12 protein-coding genes are annotated in these 18,854 nt (G+C 59.3%); all 12 read right to left on the reverse strand.

Annotated features, from left to right (window positions below):
- Positions 1-5: 5 nt before the first annotated feature.
- The 12 genes from BHV64_RS00415 to BHV64_RS00470 all read right to left on the reverse strand — a co-directional run bounded on the left by BHV64_RS00415 (position 6) and on the right by BHV64_RS00470 (position 18,687).
- Entirely contained in the window at positions 6-887 is an 882-nt protein-coding gene (locus BHV64_RS00415) for an endonuclease/exonuclease/phosphatase family protein (protein ID WP_015547934.1), read from the reverse strand.
- Between the two features lie 35 nt (positions 888-922).
- Positions 923-1,915 carry a BT_3987 domain-containing protein gene (locus BHV64_RS00420; RefSeq protein ID WP_015547933.1) on the reverse strand — a complete coding sequence of 331 codons (993 nt, stop codon included), beginning with the start codon at positions 1,913-1,915 and terminating at the stop codon, positions 923-925.
- A 21-nt stretch (positions 1,916-1,936) separates the two neighbouring features.
- Positions 1,937-3,745 carry a RagB/SusD family nutrient uptake outer membrane protein gene (locus BHV64_RS00425; protein WP_138265952.1) on the reverse strand — a complete coding sequence of 603 codons (1,809 nt, stop codon included), beginning with the start codon at positions 3,743-3,745 and terminating at the stop codon, positions 1,937-1,939.
- Between the two features lie 15 nt (positions 3,746-3,760).
- The gene (locus tag BHV64_RS00430) at positions 3,761-7,027 is read right to left on the reverse strand and encodes a TonB-dependent receptor (protein WP_288115451.1); all 3,267 of its coding nucleotides are present in this window, start codon (positions 7,025-7,027) and stop codon (positions 3,761-3,763) included.
- A gap of 197 nt (positions 7,028-7,224) precedes the next feature.
- Entirely contained in the window at positions 7,225-8,421 is a 1,197-nt protein-coding gene (locus BHV64_RS00435) for a FecR family protein (RefSeq protein WP_288115453.1), read from the reverse strand.
- A 128-nt stretch (positions 8,422-8,549) separates the two neighbouring features.
- A complete protein-coding gene (locus tag BHV64_RS00440) occupies positions 8,550-10,223 on the reverse strand; it encodes a PCMD domain-containing protein (protein WP_288115454.1) in 1,674 nt (557 codons plus the stop codon).
- Between the two features lie 3 nt (positions 10,224-10,226).
- Positions 10,227-11,240: a hypothetical protein gene (locus BHV64_RS00445; protein WP_217727267.1), complete on the reverse strand. Its 1,014-nt coding sequence runs from the start codon at positions 11,238-11,240 to the stop codon at positions 10,227-10,229.
- Between the two features lie 12 nt (positions 11,241-11,252).
- Positions 11,253-12,065, reverse strand: coding sequence for a hypothetical protein (locus tag BHV64_RS00450; protein ID WP_195285452.1), 813 nt, complete (start codon positions 12,063-12,065; stop codon positions 11,253-11,255).
- A 17-nt stretch (positions 12,066-12,082) separates the two neighbouring features.
- Positions 12,083-14,209 (reverse strand): DUF4493 domain-containing protein, encoded by a 2,127-nt coding sequence (locus BHV64_RS00455; protein WP_217727268.1) that lies wholly within the window; start codon positions 14,207-14,209, stop codon positions 12,083-12,085.
- A 12-nt stretch (positions 14,210-14,221) separates the two neighbouring features.
- Positions 14,222-15,991, reverse strand: a complete 1,770-nt coding sequence (locus BHV64_RS00460; protein WP_217727269.1) for a DUF4493 domain-containing protein — start codon at positions 15,989-15,991, stop codon at positions 14,222-14,224.
- A 21-nt stretch (positions 15,992-16,012) separates the two neighbouring features.
- Positions 16,013-16,819, reverse strand: coding sequence for a DUF4493 domain-containing protein (locus BHV64_RS00465; RefSeq protein ID WP_217727270.1), 807 nt, complete (start codon positions 16,817-16,819; stop codon positions 16,013-16,015).
- A 5-nt stretch (positions 16,820-16,824) separates the two neighbouring features.
- Entirely contained in the window at positions 16,825-18,687 is a 1,863-nt protein-coding gene (locus tag BHV64_RS00470; protein WP_288115455.1) for a fimbrillin family protein, read from the reverse strand.
- Positions 18,688-18,854: the final 167 nt, after the last annotated feature.

An 18,854-nucleotide genomic window follows, 5' to 3' on the forward strand; every position in this document is an offset into this window, starting at 1 on the left:
ACGCTTTATTCCTGATTCTCCGGGAGGTCTTCCTCGGTCTGGAACCGGATGTCGGCCACGACGGGGCGGTGGTCCGAGGCGTCGACGCCGTCGACCTGCTGGTCGCTGCGCGAAACCACTGTGCAGTTCTGTACGCCGAAGTGTCCGATCGGGGCATACAGTATGTAGTCGATCTTGCGGGTGGGATTCTCCGACGGGAAAGTGTATTGGTCGATCGTTCCGACATTGGTCAGGAACGCGGTCATCGTGGCGATGACGTTCGAACTGGGAATGGCGTTGAGGTCGCCCGCAAGGATGAGGTCTCCGTCCAGTTCCGTGTCGCGGATACGGCGGATCTCATTGGCCTGCACCAGGCGGCTCGCATCGCCCGAAAGATGATCGAGGTGCGTCGAGGCGACATAGAGGTCTTTGCCGTCGATCTCGACGCGGATGACGCACAGCGAACGGTCCTCGCCCGGTTGCGAAGCGGCGCAGGGGAGCCGGTAACTGCGGGTCTCTATAATCGGGTGTTTCGACAGCACGGCGTCGCCGTATTCGCCTCCGTCGCGGTCGATGGCTTTCGAGAAGTGCCACTCCATACCGAGTTTGGCTGCCAGGTCGCGGGCCTGGTGTACGTCTTTTCCCGTGCGGTTGGTGAAGACATCCACCTCGTTGAGGGTTACGAAGTCGGGGTCCTGCCGGCGGATTACCTCGGCCAGCGCGTCCAGATCGGCTGCATTGGCGGGGCTTGTGGCGCGTGCGCCGTAGATGTTGTAGGTCATTATGCGGATGATCCTGCCTTTGGGTGGAATGACTGCCTTGTCTCCGTGCTCGTCGTTGTAATTGTCGTCGTTGGTGCATGAAACGACAATCAGGAGCAGCGCCCACAGACATATAGTCTTTTTCATAGTCTTTTGTTTGGTTTAAAAATTTGTTAGTCGGATCAGAATGCCCATACTTCGGCGATGCAGGTCTGGTAGAGGTCGGCCTGCGTGGCGGTGACGAAGATACGGAAATAGCGTCCCGTTGCCTTGTGGTCGAGGTATACCGTGTTCTCGATCCGGTTTTCGACGGTAAAGGTCCCTGCATGGGTCCAGTTTTGGTTGTCGTCGCTCACGTCGATGTTGAAGATACGCGGGTTGCCGCTGCTTTTGGGAACGTCGGAGCCTTCTTTGTCAGACCGTCCGCGGATCGTGAGTCCGTGCAGTTCCTTGGGTGCGCCCATGTCGACGGCGATCCAGTGCGGCGGGCCGGGTTTGGCGTTACGCCACTGCGTACCCCAATAGGTGTTGTTTTCGCCGTCGATGATCGAAACGGCCAATCCGCGGTTGGGGTAGGTCGATGTCGCTTCAGCCTCCTGCGTCGAGAACCCGGCGATCGACCAGCCGCTCCTGTCGTATCTCGGGAACGGATTTTCGGTGTAGTAGCCGTTGATGCGCAGGTAAGCCGTCTGCAACGATTCGTTGACGGCCAGGTCGGGTGTCACATTCTCGATCCGTACCGGCAGCAGGAAGACGCCCACGCCGTCGAACGCCTGGCTGTTGATGGCGATCCGGATGGGCGAGGAGATGTATTTCCCGTTAGGAATCACGGCTTCGAGGTTCTCGATCGTGTAGCTTCCATCAAGCATCATCGGGTAGTTGCTCTGGTGCTTCTGATTGTAGGTATCCACCAGTTCGGGGGCGACGCGAAATTTGACCGTCACATCGCATCCCGGGTTGCGGATTCCGCTCAAGTTGGCGTAGACCATGAGCGACGTGTCGCGTTCGAGCGGGAATGAGAGTGTGTTCTTGGAGGCGTCGTCGACGGCGTTGACCGTGTAAATACGCGTATAGTTCTCGGGGTTGTCCACGTTCAGGTCGTCCTGAATCGGGTTTTCGCAGGCTGCGAAGAGCGTTCCGCAGCAGAGGACAGCCAGGTATTTCGTAAGTTTCATAGTCGTTATTCGTTTTTACGGTTACCATCCGGGATTCTGGACGATCTGCGGATCGCGGTTGATTTCGGACTGGGGAATGGGGAAAAGGTAGAACTCGGGCCGGAACACGCGGGTTTCGAATACGGTTTTCTCGTAGAACGCCTCGTCGGTGAAGCTGTTGCCTGCGTCGACGTTCATGCCGTAGAAGGGGCCTCCGTCGGTCTGGTCGGCGATCAGCCAGCGGCGGGTGTCGAAATAGCGCAGTTGCTCGAAGCAGAGTTCGATGCGGCGTTCCAGGCGGATCTGCTCGCGCATTTGACTCTGGTTGAGATCGCTTTGGACCGGTCCCAGACCGCCGCGCTCGCGGATTTTGTTCAGGTAGGTTTCGATGTCCGCATTCCCGGGATCGTATTCGTTGAGCGCCTCGACGTAGTTGAGCAGTATCTCGGCGTAACGCATGATGACGAAGGGACGCTTGATGTAGTTGCCGTTCTTGGGATTGGACGAGGGCGAAACGTTTTTGATGGCGATGTATCCCGAACGCGGGAAGTCCCACGTGCCTTTCTTTCCCGATCCTCCGGTGTAGTAGAGCTGGATGCGGGTTTTCTGATCGCCGATCCAGTAGGCGCCGTTGAAGCAGATGTTGACGTAGAAACGCGGTTCACGATTGACGAACATGTTGCGCGTACCGGCGGGAGCGAATACCCAGCCCGATTTGGGGTCGGAGTAGTTCGCCTTCGAATAGCCGCTCTCCTTGTCCGGGGTAATGGCCGTGCCGTCTTTCATGCGGAAAGCGTCGACCAGTTGCTGGGTCGCCCCCATGCTTTCATAGCCGCTGAACTGCCGGGGTGAAGCCGACCGTTCCCAATGTTTGAGGTAGTTGCTGATGCGGACCATCATCACCTCGCTGTTCCAGTTCTCCAGGAAAACGTTGCGGCAGGACAGGTAAGGGTCGAGCGTTCCGTCGGTGTGGTACTCCTTGTAGAGGTCGAAAATTCCCAGGTCGATGACATCTTTTGCAGCCTGGGCGGCCTTGTTCCACTTTTCGGGGTCTTTTCGGGTCGAAAAAAGGTGTTTGCCGTCCGTGTTGACCACGTTGGCGTAGGCCGGGTTGCCGTTGAACTGGTCGCTGGCGGCCAGCAGCAGTACGCGGCTTTTGAGTCCCATGCACATGGCCAGTGTCGCCCGGCCGTAATCCTTGTCGGCCTGTACGGTGAAGTGCAGCGGCAGGCGGTTGTTGTCGATCATGTCGTCCAGTTCGCCGACGATGTAATCCACGCACTCGTCGTAGGAACTGCGCGGCAGGTTCATCTTCACATCGTCGCGGTCGAGGTCGCCCGGAAGGACTTCGTCGCCCAGCAGTACACACGGACCGTACTGGCGCAGCAGGCAGTAATAGAACCAGGCACGCAGGAAGCGGGCTTCGTTCTTGTATTGTTCGACGACGATCGGGCCGCGCGTAGGATCGTCGAGCATCTCCTGGTTCGAGCCGATGTGCTGGATGAAGTAGGTTGCCGAGCGGATGCCCCGGTAGTAGTGCGACCAGTACTCGTAGTAGTTCGACGATGCGCTCCAGTTGCCGAGGTTCATCTTGAAGGAGTTGTAATCCTCGCGGTCGTAGGTAACGTCCAGGTCGTCCGAACACGGGTCCCAGGGTACGCCGTCGGTGCGGTGCGACTCGTCGCGGATGTAGCTGTAAACGGTAGCCAGGTATTTCTCGGAGTAGGAGGTGCGCTGGAATACCTGCTCGATGGTGATCCGGTCGTCGGGAACCTGGTCGAAGAAGTCGTCGTTGCAGGCGGTCAGGATGCCGAGGGCGGCCAGTAAAGTGAGTATTGTTTTAAGTTTCATAGCTTGTCGGGGATTTTAGAAGTTGAAATTGATACCCAGGCTGACGGAACCGATGTTGGGGTATTTTGCGCCGCGGCCGTCGCCCAGTTCCACGTCCCACAGTTTGAATTTGCTGAATGTAAGCAGATTGACGCCCTGTATGAAGATGCGCGCATTGTTGATGTGGATGCGTTTCATCCAGCGGTCGGGGAGCGTATAGGAGAGTTCGATGTTTTTCAGACGCAGGTAGCTGGTATTTTTGAGCCACCACGTGCTGGCTTCGTAGTTCATGTTCATGTTACCGATCGAGAGGCGCGGGTAGAAGACATCCTGGCGGGGATTGGCCTCGGTCCAACGGTCGGTGATGTTGCTCAGCAGGTTGCCGCGGCTCGATCCCTGTGCGAAAGGCAGTACGCCTTCGCCGCTGAGGATCGCGTCGACGTGTGCGGCGCCCTGGAACATGGCCGACAGCGAGAGGCCTTTCCAGCCTACGGAGAATCCGAAGCCGTAGATGATTTCGGGGACACTTCCCCAGCCGATGGGCACTTTGTCATATTCGTCGATTTTGCCGTCGCCGTTGATGTCCTTGTAGCGGATGTCGCCCGGGCGCGTGTCGCCGACCTGTACAGGCGCTGCGGCGATCTCCTCCGGACTTTCGAAGAGTCCCAGTGCGATGAGCCCGAACCGCTGGTCTACCTTGTTGCCGATGGTTTTCTGCCAGGGATAGGCCACGGTGCTGTCGTCTTCGAGGACCTTGTTTCGGTTGAACGAGTAGTTACCCATGACGCTCAACGACCAGTCCCGCCACGAATTGGCATAGCTGACCGACATTTCGATACCTTTGTTCTCGACTTTGCCGATGTTGCCGTAGGGGTTGTTGATCATACCGAAATAGGACGGAATGCTTGTGCGGCGCAGGTAAATGCCTTTGCGCGACTCTTTGAAGGCGTCGAATTGCAGGTTGAACTTGTTGTTCAGCAGGCGCATGTCCAGTCCGATGTTGGTTTTGTCGGCGATCTCCCACGTTACGTCGACGGCATATTCGTCGATGGCCGTAGTCCCGTAGGTCTGGTCCATGTTCTTGCCGAACTGGTAACTGGTGTCGTTGGTGTCCTTGACCGTAGCCAGGTAGGCGAAACGGCGTCCGCTGATCTGGCTGTTGCCGACACGACCCCATGTGCCGCGCAGTTTGAGGTACTGGATCACCTCTGTGGCGCCTCTGAAGAAGGGTTCGTTGCTGATTACCCAGCCAAGTCCGACCGACGGAAAGAAGCCGTAACGGTTTTTCGGGGCGAAGTTCTCCGAACCGTTGTATCCGAAGTTGAACTCCCCGAAATAACGGTCGTCGAACGAGTAGGTGAAACGTCCTGCCAGGCCGCGGAAACGGTAGGGCAGCGCCTCTTCGACGTTGGTGGCTTTGGTATTGATTTCGTCGCTCTGGTTAAAGAGCATCATGCCCGATACGGTGTGCCTGCCGAAAGTGTTGCGGTAGTTGACTGCGGCTTCCAGATAGATGGCGCGGTTACCCTTTGCACTGAGGCTGTAGGCCAGGTTTTCGGTTCCCTGGCGGGTTTGCTCGTAGAGCAGGTTGCCGTTGGCGTCGCGTCCTGTGGCGTGGTAGGTGTTCGGGGTTTTGGTGAAACGGTTGCTCGTGTAGTTGTAGGTGTCGAACGAGAACATGCCTGAAACCGAGAGCCCTTTGTAAATCTGCTGCGTGATGCGCAGGTTCGAATAAACCTGGCTGCGCCACTGGTTGGCATAGCCCGTTGCGCCGAGCTGTGCCACGGGGTTTATATCGCCGCCCGAGAAGGCGCCGAGCTTGCCGTCGGGGTAGAGCGGCGCGATATAGGTCGGAGGTGTGAAATAGGCCGATTCGAAGATGCTTGCCTGCGAAGATGCCGGATAGTTGGCGTTGGCCAGGTAGCCCTGGATGCCCAGTTTGATTTCGGTGGTGCGGAACGGGTTGAGCGTGAGGTTCGAGGTGACGTTGTAACGGCGGTAGAAGGTGTTCGAGTTGTAGTCGGCCAGTTTCGTGTCCTTGTACATGCCGTTCTCGTCGTAGTAGGCCAGGCCGATGTAGTAGACCGCCTTATCGGAACCGCCCTGCACGTTGACGTTGGCCGAGCGGTTGCGGCTGAAGTTACGCAGGATATGTTTCATCCAGTCTACGTCGGGATAGAGATAGGGGTCTTCCCCGCGGCGGGTCTTATCAATGATCTCCTGGCTGTATAGTTTGCCGCCGCCGCGGGTGAGCGACGCTTCGTTCGACATCTCCATGTAAGTCGCGCCGTCGGCGAAATCGGTGATCTTGGTCGGTTTGGTGAGGCCTTCGGTATAGCGTACGCTGAATTTGGGGCGTCCTTTCAGACCGCTTTTGGTATTGATGATAATGACGCCGTTGGCGCCGCGAACGCCGTAAACAGCAGTTGCAGAGGCGTCCTTCAGGATCGAGAAACTCTCGATGTCTTCGGGGTCGACGTTGGAGAACGAGCGGGGAACGCCGTCGACGAGCGTCAGAGGGGCGCTCATGCTGGCTGTCAGCGTTGAGATGCCGCGGATGTAGATGTTCGCGTCGTCGAAGCCCGGTTCACTGGTTCGCTGTACCGAGACCAGACCCGATACGCGGCCCGCAAGGCCTTGTGTGAGGTTGGCGACGGGAACTTTCAGTTCCTTGGTCGCTATGGTCTGCTGCGAGCCGATGACGCTGATCTTTTTCTGCACGCCGTAGCCCACCACCTCCACGGCGTCGAGGATGGCGTCGTTTTGCAGCATAACCACGTCGACGATTTCCTGCCCTGCGACCGAAACGTCCTGCGATTTGTAACCTACATAGCTGAATTCCAGTACTTCGTCGGGATAAACGTCGAGCAGGTATTTGCCGTTGATGTCGGTGGCTGTACCGATGTTCGGACGGGCCTTGATGCGGATCGTGACGCCGATGAGCGGATCGTTGTTCTGGTCCCTGACGACGCCTGTGATGCGTGTGATCTTCCGGGGTGTAGCTGCGGCCGCAGCTACGGAGCGTCCGATGACGATCTGCCTTCCCGAGAGTTTCCAGGTGTTGTCGGTTCCGGCGAACAACTGTTTCAGGACAGCCGAAATGGGCTGATTCGTTACTTTCAGGGTGACTTTGCGGTGGATGTCCAAGATGTTGTCGTAGTAAACGAAGATGTAGTCGCTTTGGCGTTCGATCAGTGTGAGGACCTCCTTGATGGGGCGGTTCTGTACGTTGAGCGTGATGGTTTTCGCCGCCTCTGCCGTTTGTGCACTGACGGGCCGGATGAACCCGATTGTTGCCAGCAAAAACAGGAATGTTATCCGGAATAGGTGGAATAATCCCCCATTATCGGCCTTAAAAAGACCGATTTTACCATTTTTGTTGTACATTTGTAAAGATTTGAAGTTTAAAAAGCTATTTTAGATTTTCAATCGCTCCGGATGTCGTTGAGGGACGACATCCGGTCTTTTTTTGGAGGGATACGGGCTGTTACATAGGCAGGTCAGTTTGGGTTGTTGGTAGTCGGGTTATAGTCGATTCGGAAATTCCCGGATCCGGAGATTTGCAGGTTGATAGGGGCTGTTGCGCTCAAGATTTTCAGCACTTCGGCCGGATCGTCTTTGAGTTCGAGTTTGCCCGAGAGCGTCAGCGCTTCGGCTTCGGGCGTACACTCGATCCGACAATTGTAGTAGCGGGAAAGGCGTTCGAGGATGTTCGACAGCGGGTCGTTGTCGAAGGGCAGGTATCCGTGAATCCAACTGATGTAGCTTTCGGCTTCCACTTCGCGGACCTCCAGCGATTCTGAGGTGTCGAGGATGGCTTGTTGGCCGGGAACGATGCGAATTCCGCGGTCGGATCGTCCGGCAGGGGCTACGCTGACGGAGCCGGAGAGCAGGACGACCTCCTGCGTGCGATCGCGGCCGTAGGAGGATATGTAGAATTTGGTTCCCAAAACGCAGACATCCATTTTGCCTGTGTGTACCGAGAAAGGCCGTTCGGCATCGTGCGCCACTTCCATGTAGATTTCGCCTTCGACGTATATTTCGCGCTTCTGCTTTTCGAATACGACGGGGTAGACCAGCCGTGATCCGGCGTTGATCCAGACGCGGGTTCCGTCGGCGAGCGTCAGCGTCGTCTGCTTGCCGTAGGGAACGACCAGCTGGTTGAACGTCGCAGCCTCTTTTTTGGGAATGGTTTTTTCGGCGTTGTTGATCCGGATGGCGGTCGAATCGTAACGGATTGTCGATTTTTGGGTTTCGAGCAGGAGGGTTTTCTGCTCGGACAGCACCAGTTGCACCTCTTTCTGGGTGAATACGGGGGTGTCGGCCTGCCGGATAAACATTTCGATGTCCGGGACGGTCGACGGTTGCAGTCGGTAGTAACCGACAACGGCCAGCATGACGCAGGCTGCCGCTGCGATGCCGATGCCCAGACGGCGCAGTTGCGGCCGCAGGAAAGACCGGGGTCTGGATGCTTCGGCAATCCGGGCCATGACGTTTTCGAGGGCTTGCCCGGTGTTGAACCGGGTTTCCGCAAGGCGGGCGTTTCCCCAGGCTTTGTAAGCCCGGAGAAAGGCGTCGCGGTTGGCTTCGGATGCTTCGAGCCACTCCTGCAGTTCCCGGCGTTCCGTGTCGGTGAGGGGTGTGCCGTCCAGTTGGCGGGTTATCAGATCTTCGATGATATGTTCGGGTCTCTTCATTCTATCTATATCACGGATGAAAGCGCTGAAACCCTACCTCCTCCGGTGTTTTTTTTCGGACCGCCAGGGTAAACAAAAAGCAGAACCGGTGAGGCTCTGCTTTTTGCGGGTTGCGAAAATAGGCATTGTCAATAGACCCACTCGAAATTGTCGACGTAGAGTATGTTCGACTTGCAGCCTGCCATGAAGTCGCCGTAGGCGCTCGTCGAGCAGGAGATCACGATCTGGTACAATCCGGAGGGTTTGGCCTTCGTGTCGTAGAAGTTGAGCGGAAGCTGTACGTCGATCATCTTGCCGCCGGTCGAACTTTGGTCGATGAAAAGCGAGCCGTAGGCGATGATCGGTCCCTCGTCGACCGAAGTGGTCTCTTCCGGATCCCAGGTCCCGGTGGGGGCTTCCGTGCCCGATCCGACCTCGCGGCGGGTGTTCCAGTCCACGATGGCGACCATGATGCGGGCCTTGTCCCGGTCCCCTTCGTGAATCGGGGCGCCGAAATTCTTGTCGATGTCGGCAATGCCGATATGTTCTGCATAGTATTGCAGTTTCAGCGCCTTGGGACGGGCTTTCCAGGCGTAAGGCTGGCCGAACGACACGACGCCCCGGGTCAGGACGTCCTTCTGGAACAGCCCCGAGAAGAGGTTGCCCGAGGCGAGGACTCCCACGGCGGACGTAGCCTGAAGTTTGGCGCGCGTGCCTCCGTCGAAGGGGGCCTGCGTGCAGAGTCCCCTGGTGAAGGTGTTGTTGCCGCTGCCCCAGAACTCCGCGGTCTTGTTGTTCTGGGTCCAGCAGCTCAGCGAGCTGTCCTCCAGGTCGCCGTTGGGAATCGTGTTGCCCGCGGGGGCCGCATATTCCATCAGCTGGGTCTGCTCGCCCCCGACTGTCAGGCGGAATTCGTAGGTGTGCCCTGCGAAGAGACCCTTGTCCGGCACGAAGTTGTAGACGGCAAGCCCGTGGGGGTTGGTCGACGAGCTCCATTCGGGCGCGAGCGTTGCCGTCAGGATGCCGGCCTCGTAGCTGCTCTCCGCCATTCTCTGCCACTCCGTGGCGCCCTTGATCCGGTATTCCAGCGCGGCGCCGGCCGCATACTCCTCGGCGGAGACGAGAGCAGTGGCCGTGGCCGTATTGTTCCACAGGTCGGTTGCCCGGAGGGCGACCTTCACATTGGTAGGCTCCACGTAAAGCAGCCACCGTTCGGTGATTCCGTGGCAGGTGACGTCTACGAAACGCACCGATTCGAAGCTGCTGCCCGAAAGCTCTTCGAGCGAGGGCGAATAGGTCGTGATGTCGGCGGGGCCGAGTTTGAGTTCCGTGACCTCGATATGTGCCAGATCGGTGTCGCTGGGGACGAGGACCCGGGCGATGCGGTTTTTCTCCTCGATCTCCGTGGCGCCGATCTGCCCCGTCACGCTGAAACGGCGCTCGATGGTCTGTGTGGCGCGGATCGTCCATTCGTAATCCTGGTAGAGCGAAAGCGTGGTGTAGATCGGCGAACGCAGGTCGAACGTGCCGGTCAGCTCCCGGGAGCTGCGGATCTGTTGCAGGACCTCCTCCTTGTCGAGCTGGATGCTGTGGATGACGGCGTCGTAACCCACGGCGTCGATCCGCACGTTGCGGATGTCGGTCGCTTCGTCGAGCGAGAGGGTGACCGTCCGCGACGTGACGTTGTTTTCCGAGACCGAGAAGCCCTGGCCTTCGACGCTCGCGATGCGGAGTTCGACGACCGGATAGGGGATGTCGTTGTGGATGCACGACGCGAGGAGCGCCGCGGCTGCAAGGAGTGCTGTTTTCAGGTATCTGGTCATAATTTATTTCTTTTTCTTGTCCCACAGGTGTACCGTCATGCCGAAGTTGATGGCGGCGACGTTGAGCCTGAAACGCATGTTCGAAGCCTTGCGCGTTCCGATCTTGTTGCCGGCGTCGTCCTTCTGCGTGACGGAGGTGTACTGGATGCCGCCCAGCCCGAACGACAGCGTGGCGCAGACGTTGGGGAAGATATAGACGGCAGCTCCCGGATTAAACGCCAATTTGAGCTGCGTATTGTCGCTGAACGTGGTTTTCATGTTGTCGCTGGCGGTGTCGGGCTGGTAGGAGAGCTTCGACGTTCCGGTCGACAGCGAGAGTTCGAACTCGGCGAACAGTCCGAAACGGCCCTTCGGGTCGAGTCCCGCGTAGGAGCGGTGGAAAATGCCGAACGAGTAGTTGTCGCTGTTGAAATTGACCTTCGGAATGCTGCCCGAGGCGTCGTTGCTTTCGCCCAGGTCGTAGCGTGCGGCATCGAGGTTGCCGTCCATGTGGCGGTAGCCGAAACGCACGCCCAGACAGTTGTTGTCGCGGTAGAAATAGCCGATGAAGGGTTTGACGGAGGCCACCGTGCCGTCGGCGTCGATGCCGTCGAGGATGAGCATGATGTCCGTGTCGTCGCTCGACATCGTGCCGTAGGAGGCCGTCAGACCCATGATCACCTCGCCCTTGTAGGCGAATTTGAGCTTGTTGATTTCGCGGTCGATACGCCGGCGTGTGGGCAGGAATTGTTTTTTGCCGCGGATCGGCGACTGAACTTCCGCGGCCTTGAGTGCCTGCAATTGCTTCTGTCCGTCGGCCGGGACTGCCGCTTTCGAGGCCGGGGCTTCGGCGGCCGGCGCATTTCCGGTTGCCGGGGTTTCTTCTTCGGTGGAGATCGTTCCGGCTGCGGCGGGTGCGATTGCGGCTGCCGGAGCGGCTGTTTCCTTCGGATTCCCGGTTGCGGCGGTTTGCCGCGCCAGCGCGTTGCCGCACGAGATAATTATGATCAGCAGGGTGCAGAGTATGCTTCGTGTCATAGTGTGCCGTTTTTAGAGATAGAAGGCCATGCCGAGGCCGATCGAGAAGATATTGACCTTGAAGTTCATCATGCTCGTGTTGCGTTTGCCCACGGTGACCTGATTGTGAACCTGTTTGGCATGGGTATAGCTGATGCCCATCACGCCCACGTTCACTTCGACGGCCATGTTGTTGGTGGCGAAGGCTACGATGCCCGGCGAAATGCCCAGCGAAAGGGTGTAGCCGGTTTCGTAGGTTCCCTTCACGGGCGAGTCGTTGGCGAAGCGCGCCTGCGTGCCTCCGGCCGCGAGCGACATCTCGTTGAACAGCGCGAAGCGTTTGTTGCGTCCCAGCGGGATGTACTGCCGCCAGATCGCCGCCGCCGAATAGGTCTGCTTGAGCGAGTAGAAATCCCTGGCCACGATGTTCGTGCCCGTCTCCTCGTTGCCGAAATGCAGTTCGGCGTTGTCCAGCTTGAGCAGCGTGCGCGAATAGATGAAGCGTCCTCCGAGGGCCATGTTGTCCCGGAAGGCGTAGGCGATCATCGGGCTGACGCGGAAGGTGTAGCCTTTCGAGTTGATTCCCTCGATGACGAGGAACTGATAGCCTTTGTTGGTATGGGTCGAGTAGGAGGCCGTACCGCCGAAAATCCACTGTCCTTTCGGCACGAACAGGTTGTGCGTGTCGGTAAGTCCGCGCTCCTGGCGCATTTCGTTGATTGTTTTCGGACGCTGGTCGGCTGCCGCCGCAGTTTGGGCGGCGGTTGTTTCCTGTGCGCGCAGCGCCTGCGCCGTGCCCGTGAGGCACAGCGCGAGGGCGAGCGTGCGGATGAATAGCTTGCGCATCTGCTTGCGTTTAGTGATTAGTATACCCATTCGAAATCGTCTACGTACATGACATTGCCCAGACAACCGACCTTGAAGTCGCCGTAGGCGCTCGTCGTACAGGAGATGACGAGTGTATATGCACCCGTAGGTTTGGTCGTTCTGTCGTAATATTCGATCGGAATCTCCACGGTCGTCATCGCGTCGCCTGGTGTGGTTTCGCCGATCAGCAGCGATCCGTAGGCGATGACGGGGCCTTCGGCGGTTTCGGCGGTTTTGGCGGGGTCCCACACGCCTGTCGGCGACCCCATGCCGGCGACAGTCGCGTGACGGCTGTTCCAATCGACGATAACGGCGAAGATACGCGAACGGTCTTGGCCGTCCTGAATGTATTCGTGCTCTTCGGTGACGGTTCCCTTATTGACGGCGCCCACGGTGGCGTGGTATTTGAGCCGCAAGGCCGTCGGACGCGCTGTCCACTGGTAGGGCATTCCGAAACTGGCCGTTCCCGAGAGATTCGCAAAACGGAACGTTGCCGAGAAGAGATTGCCCGCGGCGAGCAGGCCGAACGCCGACTGCGATTCGAGCTTGGCGCAGTAGCTGCCGCCCATGCCGGGTTTGGTCGACTGCGCACACAGTCCCGAAGTTGCGGCATTGCCGCTGCCCCAGAACGTCGTGGATTCCGACGTGCTTTTGCCGAAACAGGGGAGCGATCCGCTTTCCATATCCCCGTCGGGGATGACCTGCCCGGCTGCGGCCTGAAACTCTGCCGAGGAGACGGTTTCGCCATCGAGCGCCGCCCGCGCCTCGTAGCTGTTGCCGGCGAAGACGCCGGTGCCTGCGACGGGGGTGTGGACGGTCAGGCCCGCGGCATTGACCGATTCCTTCCATTGGGCCGTGAACGTGGCCGTATAGATGCCCTCGCCGGCGCTTACGCCCTCGGCGTCGGACCACTCGCCGTCTTTGACGCGCAGTCCGAAGGTCGCCGTCGTGACGTTCGGATCGAGGACCAGCGCGCGCAGCGTGAGGCTGTTCGTCCAGAGGTCGTAATCCGTCTTTTCAATGGGCAGAAGACCTTGCAGACGGTATTCCGAGATGGCGGTGGCTTCGGCGCCGGCCGAATCCGTGACGCGGATGCTCACCGGATGGCTGCCGCCCGGACGCCCTGCGAAGAAGGCGTCGGAAAGGGTGACCGTCAGGCTCAAATCGCTCTCCCTGGTCACCTCGACGCCCTCGGTCGTGCCGTTCAGCGCTTCGTAGCTGTCGTCGCCGATGCCTATCACGACGCTCTTTACGGCGGCCATCGTGGTTATCATGTAACGTTTCGGGGCGGTTGTCCCGGGGATGAAATCCTGCGGCTGGTCCATGTCGAAACCGTCGCTTTCGATGCTCGGCTCGGGGCTGAACGGGAACGTGTCGTCGTAGTCGTCGGTCGAGGTGTCCACCTTGACGACGAAGCATTCGATGAAGCCCGGCAGGTCTTTCGAGAACCGGAAGGAGACGCTGTATTTGCCGCCGGTCTGCACGCCTTCGAATCTGGCCTCCCTGACGATGACGCCGCGGTCGGGGTGCGTGCCCTCGAAGCGGGTCGTGAGCGTGGTCGCACCCTCGGGCATGGTGAAGTAGCCCGTGCCGTCGGCCGTGTAGTTCAGCGCCGGGACGCCGCCCTGCTGAACCTGCCCTTCGTCGAACGCGTCGGCGGCGACTACCCACGCATGGAAATTCTCGCCGAAAGCGGCGGAAACCGTGGCGTCGAATTTCACTTCGGCGACGACGTTCTGCCGTTTGCACTCCACTTCGGCGACGGTCGTCTGTCCGGCTGCCACCGTAAAGGTCTTCTCGCCTTTGTAGAAACGTTTGGTGAACGACGCGGGGACGGCTTCTCCCGCATCGACCTCCACGCGGTATTCGCCCGCGAGCAGCTCCAGCCGTGAGGGGAGCGTCTCTGCGGTGTATTGGCGCAGCAGCTCGCCGCTCGCGCGGTAGATGCGTACGGCAAGGCGTTGCAAGGGGTCGTATTCCCCGTCGGCTTCGGCCCGCGTGGCCGAAACCCGCATTTCGAGCGCACCCGTGTCGCCCGTGTCGGCGCTCCCGGCCGTCTCTTTCGAGCAGGCGGCCGTCAGCGCGGCGCAGAACAGCAGGGCGGCGGTAATGTATTTTTTCATAATTCGTCAGCCTTAATTCGCCGGTACGTAATACTTCAGGGTCTTGGTCGTGCTGAGACCGTTGTTCTCCGTCACCGTGAGTATGAAATTGTTGTTGCCGGGGAAGCCTGTCAGCAATCTGGTGAACATCTTGTCGATCTTGAGCCGAATGGACGGTTTGTCCTTGACTGCGTCCTCGATGGGGAATCCGAGGGCTGAAATCGCCTCCCGGACATCTTCGGCCGGATGCATGGTTCCGTTCGTATCTTCGAAGCCTTCGATATTGCAGAGATCGAACCGGGCCGGGATGCCCATCGTGCCGAGTTCCCTGGCGTCGAGGTTGTCGCAGTCGATGGTCACGTCGAGCGATTTGATGCCTGTTTGCGCCGTGATGTCGATCTCCGTGTCGCGGTCTGCGGACGGCGTTTGCGTTTCGTCGATATTGAAATCTACGCCGACAATCGAAGGGCCTTCGTTGGCCGGATCGACCGTGAGCGTCAGCGACGCCCGGGCCGAAAGCCCTTTGGCGTCGGTTATCTCGAAGGCGAATGCGTGCGTGCCCTCGTATGCGGGATAGAGCAGTTTCATGGCTCCTGCGATGTCGAAACTCTTCGAAGTCGCCCCCTTGAGATCGTCGCCCAGCGGGAAGCCGAGGCCTGCGAGAACCGTGTAGGCGGGGTCCGACGCCCCGATTGTGCAGAGGTCGAATTCCGGACCGCCGATTCCGGACACCATGCCGGTCAGCCGGGAGTTGTCCGACGTGATTTTCACCGCGAACGACCCGATGCCGTTGGACGAGGCGAGATTGAATGCGAACGGCCGGGTGTAGTTGCCCTGGGCGTCGAACATCGAGGCCAGAAGCTGGAAGGGTTTCGTGAGGTCGTAGCCCGGACATTCGAGGGTCGGGGCGACGGGAAGTCCGGGTTCGCCGGGGTTGTCGGGATCGTTGACCGGGATTTCGTCGTCCTCCATGAAGTCGTTGACGTCGATGTCCAGTTTGATGTCTCCCTTGTCCGAGTAGGTGATCACGATCGAGAGCTTGCGCCATTGTCCGGCCTTGACGCCCGAGATGCTCTTGTTGATCCGGACGGGTGCGTCGGGCGTATCGGCGAAAGCCCCTTCGAGGTGCAATTTGAGCGTGTTGGTCTCGCCCTGCGGCATGAAGTAGGCCGCGCGGGTTTCATCCTTCAGGAAGGGCATCGTCGTTTCGCCCAGCGTGACGGTCGACTTGGTGTCGGCGGTGAGCTGGTCGGCGAGGTCTTTCGAACACATCAGCGTCACCTTGATGTTGTTCAGCGTGCAGACGACCTCGTTGATGGGCGTGGTTTGGTTCTTCTCGATGACGAACTCCTGCGAACCGAAATAGACGGGGTGTTCCCATTCGGCTGCCGGCGTCGTGGCGGCCTCTTCCGAACGGACCTCCATCGTGTAGCCGCCCACCGGAAGCTCCAGCCTGCCTGCCTCGCCGATCGAGGCCTTCAGATCGCCGTAAGTCTCCTGGAGCGCCAGCTTGCCCGTTGCGTCGCGAATTTCGATGATGAATGTGTCGACGTCGGGCTGCGCCTCGTCGGTGCGCGTCTGGGGCTTCGCCGTCTCGTCTGACGTGTCGTCGGGGCGGGTTTCGGTATCGGTGTCGACCACGACGCGCATGCTCATGTCCGCCAGCGTCAGGTAGCCTTTGGCATTGGGATCGGGCGGAGTGCCCGGCTCGTTGTTCTTATAGGCGGGATCTTCGTTCACACAGCCGGTCGCGAGCAGCGCCGTCGCTGCCGCAGCCGTCAGAATCTTGGTAAAGGTTTTCATATCTCGGTATTTTTATTTGCGTTATTCGGTGGCCTCGTCGTTGAGTTCCACGTCGAGTTCCACGGTCTCGGTGTATCCTTCGCCGAGGGTGACGGTCAGCGTCGCGCTGCCGGCCTTCTTGGCGTCGAGCGTGAAGATGTGGCGCGTGGCTGGGCGTGCCGCTTCGAGCGGCTCGGGGGTGAAGGTGTAGAGCGGCCCCTCCGACGTGCCGTCCTGGCTCTGGCCCCGGGCCGTACCCTTCAAGGTGAGCGGCTTTCCGGCCTGCACCCAGACGGCTTCCGCTTCGGCCGCGTCGCAGGGACGGAACGTGAAGATGCCGCCCGCTCCGGTCGTCACGGTGAACTCCGCGTTGTTGTAGTATTTTTTGAACGACTCGGTGGCGCGCACGAGGGTCTGCGAATTGCCGATCGTCGCCGTGATCTGCGCGGTGCTGGTGCGGCGCGCCGCGACCTCCACTTCGGTCGCGCCTGCGTAGTAGGGTTTGTCCGCGCCTTCGGCTTCGGGATCGCCGTAGGTGACCGTGATCGCGTAGCGGCCTTCGGGGAAGGAGTAGGCGGTCTCCTCGGCGTTATACGCCGCGACCGTCGCCCAGCTTTTGTCGAAATTTTCACCCCGGATGCGGAGCGTGAAATCTTTGCCGTCGGGTTTTGCCGCAGCGCGGGTCGCGCCCTGAACCGCGGCCATCGCCGCAGCGGCATCAATCGTGGCGTCGGCCTCGCAGGCGATGCGGATGGTTCCGCAGCCCTCTCCGGCCGGGGTCTCTTTCTTTTCGGAGCATCCTCCGGCCATGACAGCCGCCGATGCAAGCAGGTAAAGCAGTTTTCTCATGGCGGTTATTCGTTGACGATGGATACTTTGATGTTGTCGAGGTAGAGGTAGTGATTGCCGTTGGCGCCGAATATTCCGGTCCAGGACGATACGTTGCCGATACGGTTGACATTCACCTTCCATGAGATTCTGTGGGCGCTGTTAAAGTCGGCTAGGAATGTTTTGGTGTTCCAATTCGAAAGCGGGGTATTCCACGATTTGTCGGTTTCGAGGGCTATGTCTTCCGCTTCGACGGGGTTTTCAAGATTGTCTCCGCCGTTGGGCTGGCCCGAATTGGTCGTGTAGCCGTAATTGAACGTAGGATTGCCGTATGTTCCGCCCTTATTCTTGTTACTGTCCATCATCCAGGAGTCCTGTCCTCCGACGTAATCGAATGAAACCCGGACTCTGACTGTTTTGCCGGATTTGATACCGCTGACGGGCGGCGAGTCGATACGTCCCGGGTAGCGGGCATACGATGAAGCCTTGCCGACTCCTCCGCCTTCGAACCGGCAGGAGCTTCGGATACATTTCCCGGTTTCCCCGCCCACACGGGCCGCCGTCCATCCGATGGCGCCCTTGTCGGACAGCAGGTGCGCATCCTTGTTTCCGGCGCTGCTGCTGCTTGTTCCCGTTCCGACGTTGCAGTCGTAGTCGAACTGGATGATATTGCTGAAATCCTCCGCCAGCAGGTAGGGGACGCTGAACGTGATGTCGTTGTTGCCGAATTCGGTGATCTGCGGCATCGTCAGCGTGTTTGATACGACAGCGCTTTCCGATTCGTACTGTACCGTGACGGCTTTTCCCGAGAGGTTGTCGGTCCACGAGGGTTTGAGCACCATCGTGTATTTGCCTTCGGCGTCGGGCGTGAACTGGCAGATGTTCGTGCCGTTGTCGAACAGCGAGCCTTCGGGGGCGGTGAGGGTGATCTTTCCGACCGCCTCGCCCAGCGTCGCCATGCCCTTGTCCGCAGGCAGCGAGAAGTTCAGACGCGTGTAATAGCGGCCGATGGCGGGAATGTGGTAGGCGATCGGGGTGGTGTGGCCTTCGGAGAAGTGTTTGCCGGGGATGTCGCGCGGCTCGGATTCCCCGGCTTCGCAGATCGCGGTGATGGTCACCGGCTGCTCGGCGGTGAGTTCCACCGGTGCGATGACGGCGAAGACCACGTCGCCCGCACCCTTCGGAGTGTCGAAACGCAGCGTCAGCGTGTTGTTGCCGTCGGTGAGCGTCGGCGCGGCATCGGGATCGGCGGCATCGACCGTCATGCGCCCCGTGACGGGCTGCGGAAATGCCAGCGTGATCTCCGAGACCTTTTCGCCCAGATCGTTTTTCGGAATGCGTATTTTCAGCACGTGAACTTTGTGGCGGAACTGGAACTGCACCGTCTCGCCGGTGTCGTTCTTCTCCAGAGCCGGGGCCTTGACCGGATCGGCCACCATCACGTCCCAGTCGCCGTTGAAGCCGCCGTCCTGCACGTCAGGGATCAGGTAGGTGGCCTGCGTGCCGTCGCTTTCGGACGGAACGGGCGACACGGCATAATAGGTGTAGGTGTCCGCGGGCATTTGCGGGATGTCTCCCCTGAACTTGGCCGTGTTGTAGTCGGTGTTGTAGTGGTAGAGTTTGAAAGCCTGTTTGCTGAAGACGGTCTCGGATCGGGAGTTGACGGCCCAGAGTGCGATCTGGTCGTCGGAAGCCCATTTGACCGACACTCCGTCTTCGCCGAGCTGGGTGCGGGACTTGTCTTCGGATTCGATGTCGATCTTCGGACCGGAGCCTACCGATACGCTGATTGTTTCGGTCGCGGGCCGGGTGTCCGCATCCGAAGAATCGGAGCATGCCCCGAAGACCAGAGGCAGCGCGAGCCAAATAATCCGGAAATTTATTCGCATAGAATAGATTCTTTTATCTGTAATGTGTACAAAAATAAGTACAGGTTCCCGTTCGCGGAAATAAATTCAACGAACGCCGGATTTTTCATCACGAACAGCCTCCTTTTTGTCCTCACGGATGCTCCTTTCCGGCGGTGCGGAGCGCAAAAAACCTCCCTGCCCGCCGG

The sequence above is a fragment of the Alistipes sp. 56_sp_Nov_56_25 genome (genome assembly GCF_001915285.1).
GTDB classification, from domain to species: domain Bacteria; phylum Bacteroidota; class Bacteroidia; order Bacteroidales; family Rikenellaceae; genus Alistipes; species Alistipes shahii.

Excerpts from the sequence above, each read along its gene's own strand:
- BHV64_RS00415 (WP_015547934.1), bottom strand. The coding sequence starts at position 887 with ATGAAAAAGACTATATGTCTGTGGGCGCTGCTCCTGATTGTCGTTTCA.
- BHV64_RS00420 (WP_015547933.1), bottom strand. The coding sequence starts at position 1,915 with ATGAAACTTACGAAATACCTGGCTGTCCTCTGCTGCGGAACGCTCTTC.
- BHV64_RS00425 (WP_138265952.1), bottom strand. The coding sequence starts at position 3,745 with ATGAAACTTAAAACAATACTCACTTTACTGGCCGCCCTCGGCATCCTG.
- BHV64_RS00435 (WP_288115453.1), bottom strand. The coding sequence starts at position 8,421 with ATGAAGAGACCCGAACATATCATCGAAGATCTGATAACCCGCCAACTG.
- BHV64_RS00440 (WP_288115454.1), bottom strand. The coding sequence starts at position 10,223 with ATGACCAGATACCTGAAAACAGCACTCCTTGCAGCCGCGGCGCTCCTC.
- BHV64_RS00445 (WP_217727267.1), bottom strand. The coding sequence starts at position 11,240 with ATGACACGAAGCATACTCTGCACCCTGCTGATCATAATTATCTCGTGC.
- BHV64_RS00450 (WP_195285452.1), bottom strand. The coding sequence starts at position 12,065 with ATGCGCAAGCTATTCATCCGCACGCTCGCCCTCGCGCTGTGCCTCACG.
- BHV64_RS00455 (WP_217727268.1), bottom strand. The coding sequence starts at position 14,209 with ATGAAAAAATACATTACCGCCGCCCTGCTGTTCTGCGCCGCGCTGACG.
- BHV64_RS00460 (WP_217727269.1), bottom strand. The coding sequence starts at position 15,991 with ATGAAAACCTTTACCAAGATTCTGACGGCTGCGGCAGCGACGGCGCTG.
- BHV64_RS00465 (WP_217727270.1), bottom strand. The coding sequence starts at position 16,819 with ATGAGAAAACTGCTTTACCTGCTTGCATCGGCGGCTGTCATGGCCGGA.
- BHV64_RS00470 (WP_288115455.1), bottom strand. The coding sequence starts at position 18,687 with ATGCGAATAAATTTCCGGATTATTTGGCTCGCGCTGCCTCTGGTCTTC.